Origin of the sequence: Sphingomonas sp., from assembly GCF_035714405.1 — a bacterium.
Taxonomy (GTDB): Bacteria; Pseudomonadota; Alphaproteobacteria; order Sphingomonadales; family Sphingomonadaceae; genus Sphingomonas.
In genome coordinates this window covers 133,787-141,058 of sequence record NZ_DASTMA010000014.1, presented here as the reverse complement: position 1 = coordinate 141,058, position 7,272 = coordinate 133,787, and the positions used below count along the sequence as shown (strand labels likewise).

The following is a 7,272-nucleotide window of genomic DNA, read 5'->3' as shown; positions in this document are numbered from 1 at the left end:
GCAAGATCGACGACGAACACGCCGGCGGCACCGACACGCTGGTCGAGACCGCGCTGAGCGCGGTGGAGGGGTTTGCTCCGCCGCTTGCCCCTCCACCACCCTGCGGGTGGTCCCCCTGCCCGAGCGAGCTCGGGGAGGAGTTTTAGGATCCGTCTGCCAGCCCTTCAGCTCTTTCGCGCTCTTGCCGGCGGCGATCTCCTGCATCGTTCGGCCGGTCTTGATCGACGAGAGATACCGCTCAGTCAGCCCCATTGAGGCGCCGACATGCTGGTCGGTGACCTTCTTCAGCGTCCAATTCTCGGCGCGGCTCCGCGTGCCCGGCTTGGGCTTCATGCGGAACATGATCCATTCGCCCTTCATCCGGTGCCCGTCGACGCTGAAATGGAGGTGGCCCTCCTCGATCGTCTTCCTGGGGTCCTTTCGCGGATCGGGCGTCCAGCTTCCCCAATCCCAGAGCATCACCGTGCCGCCGCCATATTCGCCCTTGGGGATCGTGCCCTCGAAGGTCGCGTAGGAGAGCGGATGGTCCTCGGTCCTGACCGCCAGCCGCTTTTCGCCCGGGTCGAGGCTGGGGCCTCGGGTGACGGCCCAGCTCTTGAGCACACCGTCGAGTTCGAGGCGGAAGTCCCAGTGCAGCCGCGTCGCGTCATGCTTCTGGACCATGAAGCTGTTGCCGTGCCCCGGCGCCAGCGAGCCCGCGGGCTCCGCGGTCTTCGCGAAGTCGCGCTTGGCGTTGTATTTTGCGAGCAGATCGTCAGCCATTCTCCCCTCCCTGGAAGGGAGGCGTCGGGGGTGGGTGGAAGCCGGGCGGCACCGTCCTGAGTCTCAGGACCCACCCCCAGCCCCTCCCTTTCAGGGAGGGGAGCCTCACGCCCGTTTCCTCGCCGCCGGCTTCTTGGCCGGTGCCGGGGCAGGTTTGGCGCCGGGCTTCTTCGCGGGCGGCTTCTTCGCGACAGGCTTCTTGGCGGGCGGATCGGTGTCGTTGGCCGCGCCGCTCTTTTCCATCGACTTCTTGAGCGCGGCCATCAGGTCGACGACGTTGCTCCCGGACTTGGCGCCGGGCTTGTCGGCATCCTCGATGATCTTCTCGCCATGGGCCTTGCGCTTGCGCTCGACCAGCGCCTTCAGCGCATCGACATAGCGGTCGTGGAACACCTGCGGATCGAAAGCCGCGGTCTTGCGGTCGATCAGCGCGCTGGCGAGGTCGAGCAGCTCGGGGTCCGGCGTCGCATCGGGGATCTCGCGGAAATAGTTCTGCGCCTTGTTGACCTCGTCGGCATAGCGCAGCGTCTCCAGCACCATGCCGCGCCCGCACGGCTTCAGGCTGACGACATATTCGCGCCCGCGCATCGCCAGCTGGCCAAGCCCGACCTTCTTCGACCGCCTGAGCGCCTCGCGCAGGACGATGAACGCCTCTTCCGCCAGATCGTCCGCGGGGACGACGAAATACGGCTTCTCGTAATAGAGCACGTCGATCTCGGACTGGTCGACGAACTGGGTCAGCTCCAGCGTCTTCTTCGACTCGAGCTTGACCGCGTCGATCTCGTCCTGGTCGAGCAGAACGTATTCGCCCTTGGACACCTCATAGCCCTTGACGATCTCGTCCACGTCGATCGGGCCGACGCCCGTCACCACCTTCTCGTAATGGATCGGCTTGCCGGTCGGCTCGTGGATCTGCTTGAAGCTGATCTGCGCGCCGGATTTGGTCGCGGAATAGATCTCGACCGGAATCGAGACCAGCGCGAGCCGGATCTGTCCCTGCCAGTACGCGCGCGCCGCCATCGTCGAGCCTTTCGTTGCCCCAGTCGTTTCAGAAGCGATTCAATCATCGGGGGGCGGACTCGTTCCGTTCGCAGGCGAGATGCGCTAGAGGCTCGGGCGAAATGACCGACCCCTTCGCCCTGTTCGATGCCTGGTTCGCGGAAGCGCGGGCGAGCGAGCCCAACGATCCCAACGCGATGGCGCTGGCGACCGCGGATGCGGACGGGCGACCTTCGGTGCGGATGGTGCTGTTGAAGGGCCACGGCGCCGACGGCTTCGTGTTCTACACCAACCGCGAGGGGCGCAAGGCGGCGGAGCTCGCGGCGAACCCGCAGGCCGCGCTACTGTTCCACTGGAAGTCGCTGCGCCGGCAGGTGCGTATCGAGGGGCCGGTGACTCACGCCACCGATGCCGAGTCCGACGCCTATTTCGCCTCGCGCGGCCGCGACTCGCAGCTCGGCGCCTGGGCGTCGGATCAGTCGCGGCCGCTCGATGCGCGCGAAACGTTCGAGGCAAGGGTCGCGGACGCCGCGGCACGGTTCGAGGGCCAGCCGGTGCCGCGGCCACCGCACTGGGGCGGCTACCGTGTCACCCCCCGCACCATCGAGTTCTGGCAGGATCGCGCCGCCCGCCTACATGAGCGTCGCTTCTTCACCCGTTCGGGCGGAGGGTGGACCGAAGGACTGTTGTTCCCGTGACCCCAGAACATGACTAGCGACGAACGCCGCCGCGTCATACCGCTCGCGATCCGCGCGGCGCTGGCGAGCGTCGCGGTGGCGGTGTTCCTGCTCGTGCTCAAGGGCTATGCCGCCTGGGCGACCGGCTCGATCGCGATGCTGGGCAGCCTGGCGGACACCGGCCTCGACCTGCTCGCCAGCCTCGTCACGCTGTACGGCGTCAAGCTCGCCGCCGAGCCCGCCGACCACGACCACCGCTTCGGCCACGGCAAGGCGGAGGCGCTGGCGGCGCTGTTCCAGGTCGCGCTGATCACCGCCTCGGCGGTCGGGATCGGCTGGCGCGCGGTGCGGGCACTGGGCGCCGAGACGCGGCCGCAGGACGCGGAATTCGGGATCGGCGTGTCGATCGCCGCAATCGCCGCCACCGGGCTGCTGCTCTGGTATCAGCGTCAGGTCATCCGCCGCACCGGATCGGTCGCGATCCTGGCCGACAACGTCCACTATCAGTCGGACATCCTGCTCAACGGCGCGGTCATCGCGGCGCTGGCGCTCGACCAGTTCCTCGGCTGGCGCTGGGCGGACCCGGTGTTCGGTATCGCCATCGCACTATGGCTCGCCTGGGGCGCGATCCGGGCGTCGTCCAACGCGGTCGACCAGCTGATGGACAAGGAATGGCCCGAGGCACAGCGCGCCGCCTTTCTCGACGTCGCGGCGCGGCAGCCCGGCCTGCGCGGTATCCACGATTTCCGCACCCGCCGTTCCGGTTCGCTGGACTTTGCGCAATTCCACATGGAGGTGTCCCGCCAGCTGACGGTCCATGACGCGCATGAGATCGTCGAGGATGTCGAGGCGGCGTTGAAGCGCGCCTTTCCCAAGGTCGAGGTCCTGATCCACCTCGACCCCGAAGGCCATGTCGACACCGACAATCCGCTCGTGGAGGCCGACGTCACCCCGCATTGGTTCGGCAAGCGCATCTGATGCGCCTTGGGAGCGAAGGGCGCATATGAGAATTCCGTTCGCGCAAATCGACGCGTTCGCCGACGCGCCGTTCACGGGCAACCCGGCGGCGGTGATGCCGCTGTCGGCATGGCTGGCGGACGACATCCTTCAGGCGATCGCGGCGGAGAACAACCTCAGCGAGACCGCCTTTCTGGTCCCGGACGAGAGCGATGTGGCGGACTTCGAGCTGCGTTGGTTCACGCCGACCAACGAAGTCGTGCTGTGCGGCCACGCGACGCTGGCCAGCGGGCATTTCGTGCTGTCCTCGGAGCAGGACGCCACCCGCTCCGGCGTCCGGTTCCGGACGCGCAAGGCGGGCATCCTGTCGGTCGAGCGGCAGGATGCCGGCTATGCCCTGGCGCTGCCCGCCTGGAAGCCCACGCCGCGGCCCCTGCCGGTGATCGTCGCCGCGCTGGGGCTGGACGGTGCGGTCGCGACGCTGTGGCACCCGCATCGCTATGCGCTGATCGTGGTCGAGGACGAGGGCGTGGTGCGCGGCCTCGACCCCGACTTCCGCGCGCTGGGGCGGCTGTCCGGCGCCGATCCGGCGGCGGGCGCCAACGCCGAGCCCGACGTGCTGACGATCGTCACCGCGCCCGGCGAAGGGACCGACATCGTCAGCCGGGTCTTCGCGCCCGGCGCGGGGATCGACGAGGATCCGGTGACCGGCTCCGCCCATGCGGTAAGCGTGCCCTATTGGGCCGAGCGGCTCGGGCGTGACCGCTTCACCGCGTTTCAGGCGAGCGCACGAGGCGGCCGACTGACCTGTTCGCTCCAAGCGGACCGCGTGGTGCTGGGCGGCGGTTGCGTGACGGTGATCGAGGGGACGTTCCTGCTGCCCTGATCCTCCCCGTTTACGGTGAGGGGGACCGCTCGCCCGATTGGGCGAGTGGTGGCGGGGGCAAGCCACGAGCGATTTCCTTAGAGGAGAGCCCCCTCCGTCAGCCGCCAAGGCGGCTGCCACCTCCCCGTGAACGGGGAGGATTTCATCACCTGTCGAACCCCGCAACCACCTCGCCCAGCGTCCGCACCAGCGGCCCACGGTCGCCGTCCGGCGTGTGTCCCAGCCGCACCACGACCACACCGCGGCCCGGGCCGCTGTCCGGGCTGGCGATGACGTATTGGCCGAGATGGCCGACCATCGACACCGCGCTCGCCGGACCGGTGCCGGGGAACAGCGTCGGCGACGGGTCGCCGGCGCGGTTGAGCCAGGTCTGCGCGCCATATTCCGGGTTGGGGGACGGCGCCTTCATGAAGGCGAGCCAGTCGGGCGCGATCACCGGCCGGCCGTCGCGGCTGCGGCCGTCGAGCAGCAGCATGCCCAGCCGGCCCCAGTCGCCGAGGGTCATGTACATCAGCGAACCGCCGATCTGCGTTCCCGCGCCGTCGAACTCGAGCACCGCGCTGGTCACCCCGGCAGGACCGAACAGCCGCGTTTCAGCGAACTGCTTATAGGCTTGCGCACGCACGCGGGGGTCGCGCGACGGCGTGAGCGTGCGCGCGACGATCTCCGCCAGGATGACCGTGGTGAGCGAGCTGTATTTGAACGTTTCGCCCGGCCGCACCTCGAGCGGCTGCGCGATCGCATAGGCGGCCATCGCGTCGCTGCCGTGGACGAACAATGCCTGGTTGGTGTCCGAGTTCTCGACCGGATCGCCGACCTCGACATGACGCAGGCCCGAGCGCATCTGGAGGAGCTGGCGCAGCGTGATCGCCGCCTTGGGCGTCCCCCGCCACTCCGCGATCGGCGCGGGCGCGTCGAGCTGCAGCCGGCCGTCGCTGACGAGCGCGCCGACCAGCATGGCGGTGACCGTTTTGGCCATCGACCAGCTGATAAAGCGGGTGCGGTCGGAATAGCCCGGCGCATAGGCCTTGAGCGCGGGACAGCCGTCGGCGAGGATCAGCACCGCGCGCGTCTCCGGACGGTCCCGGAAAAGGGAACCGACCGCCTCGGGGCCGGTCAGATTGCCGCCAAGCCCCAGGTCAGCGCGGGGGCAGGGCCGCAGATGGTAGACTTCGCCGAGCTGACGAAAGGTCATGTCGTCGCTGGTGCCGAGCAGCAGCGGCAGGACGGCGGCGAGGGCGAGGGCGAGCTTGCGCGGCATCGGCGGTACGATACGATGCGCGGCCATGCTGGCAAGACGTAACGTCCTCTTCGCGCTCGCCGCGCTCCTGCTCGCCGCGGTGCTCGGCGCATGGCTGTACGTCCGCGCGATTACGCCGCAGCTGCAGCTGGGCGTCGGCTATGCGGCGCGGGTCGCGTGCGGGTGCCGGTTCATCGGCAACCGGCCGCTCGACCAGTGCCGCAGCGACTTCGAGGCGGGGATGGAGCCGATCCGGCTGGAGGAGGACGCAGCCCGCAAGAGCGTGCGCGCCTATGTGCCGCTGATCGCCAGCCGCACCGCGACCTATGATCCGGTGCTGGGCTGCCAGCCGGAGCATTTCCGGGGGACGCCGCTGAAGGTGAAGTAAGTTCCCGTCCCGCTTGCGGAAGGGGTTAGGGGAGGGCTTGTTCGCAGGCGGCGGGGCTGGTGACAGCCCCTCCCCCAACCCCTCCCGCAAGCGGGAGGGGAGAAGAAGGTGCCCCTCCCGCAAGCGGGAGGGGAGAAGACGGCCCCCCTGCCGCAAGCGGGAGGGCAGATGGCACCGTCTCCGCGATCCAGCCGCCGCCGAGCACGCGGTCGCCGGCGTAGAGCACCGCCGCCTGGCCGGGGGCGACGCCGTATTCGGGCTGGTCGAACACCAGCAGGTCGCCCTCCACCCGCGCCGGCACCGGCTTCGCCAGCGAGCGGACCTTGGCGGTGATCGGTCCGTCCCAGCTGCCGAGTCGGTTGACATCTATAAGCCGGGCCGCGTCGACCGCGAGGGCGCGGCGCGGGCCGACGACGACGCGCCGGCTCTCCGGTTCCAGACGGATGACGTACAGCGGCTCGCCGCCGCCCCCGCCGAGCGTCAGGCCGCGGCGCTGGCCGACGGTGTAGTGGATCAGCCCGGGGTGCTCGCCGAGCGTCCGGCCCTCCAAATCCACGATCGAGCCGGCGGTGTCCGCGTCGGGCCGCAGCTTGCGCACCAGGCTGGCGTAATCGCCGTCGGGCACGAAGCAGATGTCCTGGCTGTCCGCCTTACCCGCCACGCCCAGCCCCAGTTCGGCCGCGATCTCGCGCACCCGCGCCTTGGGCAGGCCGCCCAGCGGGAAGCGGAGAAAGTTGAGCTGCGCGGTCGTGGTGGCGAACAGGAAATAGCTCTGGTCGCGCGCGGGATCGGCGCCGCGGTGCAGCTCCGGCCCGGCCGCGCCTTCGACGCGGCGGACGTAATGGCCGGTCGCCAGGCAGTCGGCGCCGAGCTCCTGCGCCAGCCCGAACAGGTCGGTGAACTTCGGTCCCATGTTGCACTGCACGCAAGGGATCGGCGTCCGGCCGGCGAGATACTCGTCGGCGAAGCGGTCGATCACCGTCTCGCGAAAGCGCGACTCGTGATCGAAGACATAATGCGCGATGCCCAGCCGGTCGCACACCGCGCGCGCGTCGCGGATGTCACGGCCGGCGCAGCACGATCCGGCGCGGCCGACGGCCTCGCCATGGTCGTAGAGCTGCAGGGTCACACCAATCGTCTCCGCCCCGGTCCGCGCCGCCAACGCGGCGACCACCGACGAATCGACCCCGCCGGACATCGCGACGACGATGCGCTTGCCCTGAAGATCGGGGCCGAGCTGGAAATCCACGCCGTCCATCGTGGTCAGATAACCCGTTCTGACCGTTAGGGAAGGTTCACGAGACCTTGATCCAGGTTTTACCCGGCCTTCATGACGTGGCGGCTACCGCGACGGTCCCTGCTC

General features: G+C 69.2%; 8 protein-coding genes. 4 read left to right on the top strand and 4 right to left on the bottom strand.

Annotated features, from left to right (window positions below; genetic code table 11):
• Both VFQ64_RS05565 and VFQ64_RS05560 read right to left on the bottom strand, forming a co-directional pair.
• Positions 1–762, bottom strand: a 762-nt coding sequence (locus VFQ64_RS05565) for a DNA polymerase ligase N-terminal domain-containing protein (protein WP_325102303.1), incomplete at its 3' end; no start/stop codon positions are given.
• Between the two features lie 105 nt (positions 763–867).
• A complete protein-coding gene (locus VFQ64_RS05560) occupies positions 868–1,782 on the bottom strand; it encodes a Ku protein (protein WP_325102302.1) in 915 nt (304 codons plus the stop codon).
• A 101-nt stretch (positions 1,783–1,883) separates the two neighbouring features.
• Here VFQ64_RS05560 and pdxH point away from each other — a divergent pair, with 101 nt between their 5' ends.
• Genes pdxH through VFQ64_RS05545 form a run of 3 tightly spaced genes read left to right on the top strand, consistent with a single transcriptional unit; the run spans position 1,884 to position 4,281 of the window.
• Positions 1,884–2,459 (top strand): pyridoxamine 5'-phosphate oxidase, encoded by a 576-nt coding sequence (gene pdxH, locus VFQ64_RS05555; RefSeq protein WP_325102301.1) that lies wholly within the window; start codon positions 1,884–1,886, stop codon positions 2,457–2,459.
• A 9-nt stretch (positions 2,460–2,468) separates the two neighbouring features.
• A complete protein-coding gene (locus VFQ64_RS05550; protein WP_325102300.1) occupies positions 2,469–3,416 on the top strand; it encodes a cation diffusion facilitator family transporter in 948 nt (315 codons plus the stop codon).
• A gap of 25 nt (positions 3,417–3,441) precedes the next feature.
• The gene (locus VFQ64_RS05545; protein WP_325102299.1) at positions 3,442–4,281 is read left to right on the top strand and encodes a PhzF family phenazine biosynthesis protein; all 840 of its coding nucleotides are present in this window, start codon (positions 3,442–3,444) and stop codon (positions 4,279–4,281) included.
• Between the two features lie 145 nt (positions 4,282–4,426).
• On the opposite strand, the gene VFQ64_RS05540 is transcribed toward VFQ64_RS05545, so the two are convergent.
• Positions 4,427–5,569, bottom strand: a complete 1,143-nt coding sequence (locus VFQ64_RS05540; RefSeq protein ID WP_325102298.1) for a serine hydrolase — start codon at positions 5,567–5,569, stop codon at positions 4,427–4,429.
• On the opposite strand from VFQ64_RS05540, the gene VFQ64_RS05535 reads away from it, so the two are divergent.
• Positions 5,568–5,909, top strand: coding sequence for a hypothetical protein (locus VFQ64_RS05535; protein ID WP_325102297.1), 342 nt, complete (start codon positions 5,568–5,570; stop codon positions 5,907–5,909). The genes VFQ64_RS05540 and VFQ64_RS05535 overlap by 2 nt on opposite strands.
• Positions 5,910–5,934: 25 nt before the next feature.
• Here VFQ64_RS05535 and mnmA read toward each other — a convergent pair whose 3' ends face one another.
• Positions 5,935–7,167 (bottom strand): tRNA 2-thiouridine(34) synthase MnmA, encoded by a 1,233-nt coding sequence (gene mnmA / locus VFQ64_RS05530; RefSeq protein WP_325102296.1) that lies wholly within the window; start codon positions 7,165–7,167, stop codon positions 5,935–5,937.
• Between the last annotated feature and the right edge of the window lie 105 nt (positions 7,168–7,272).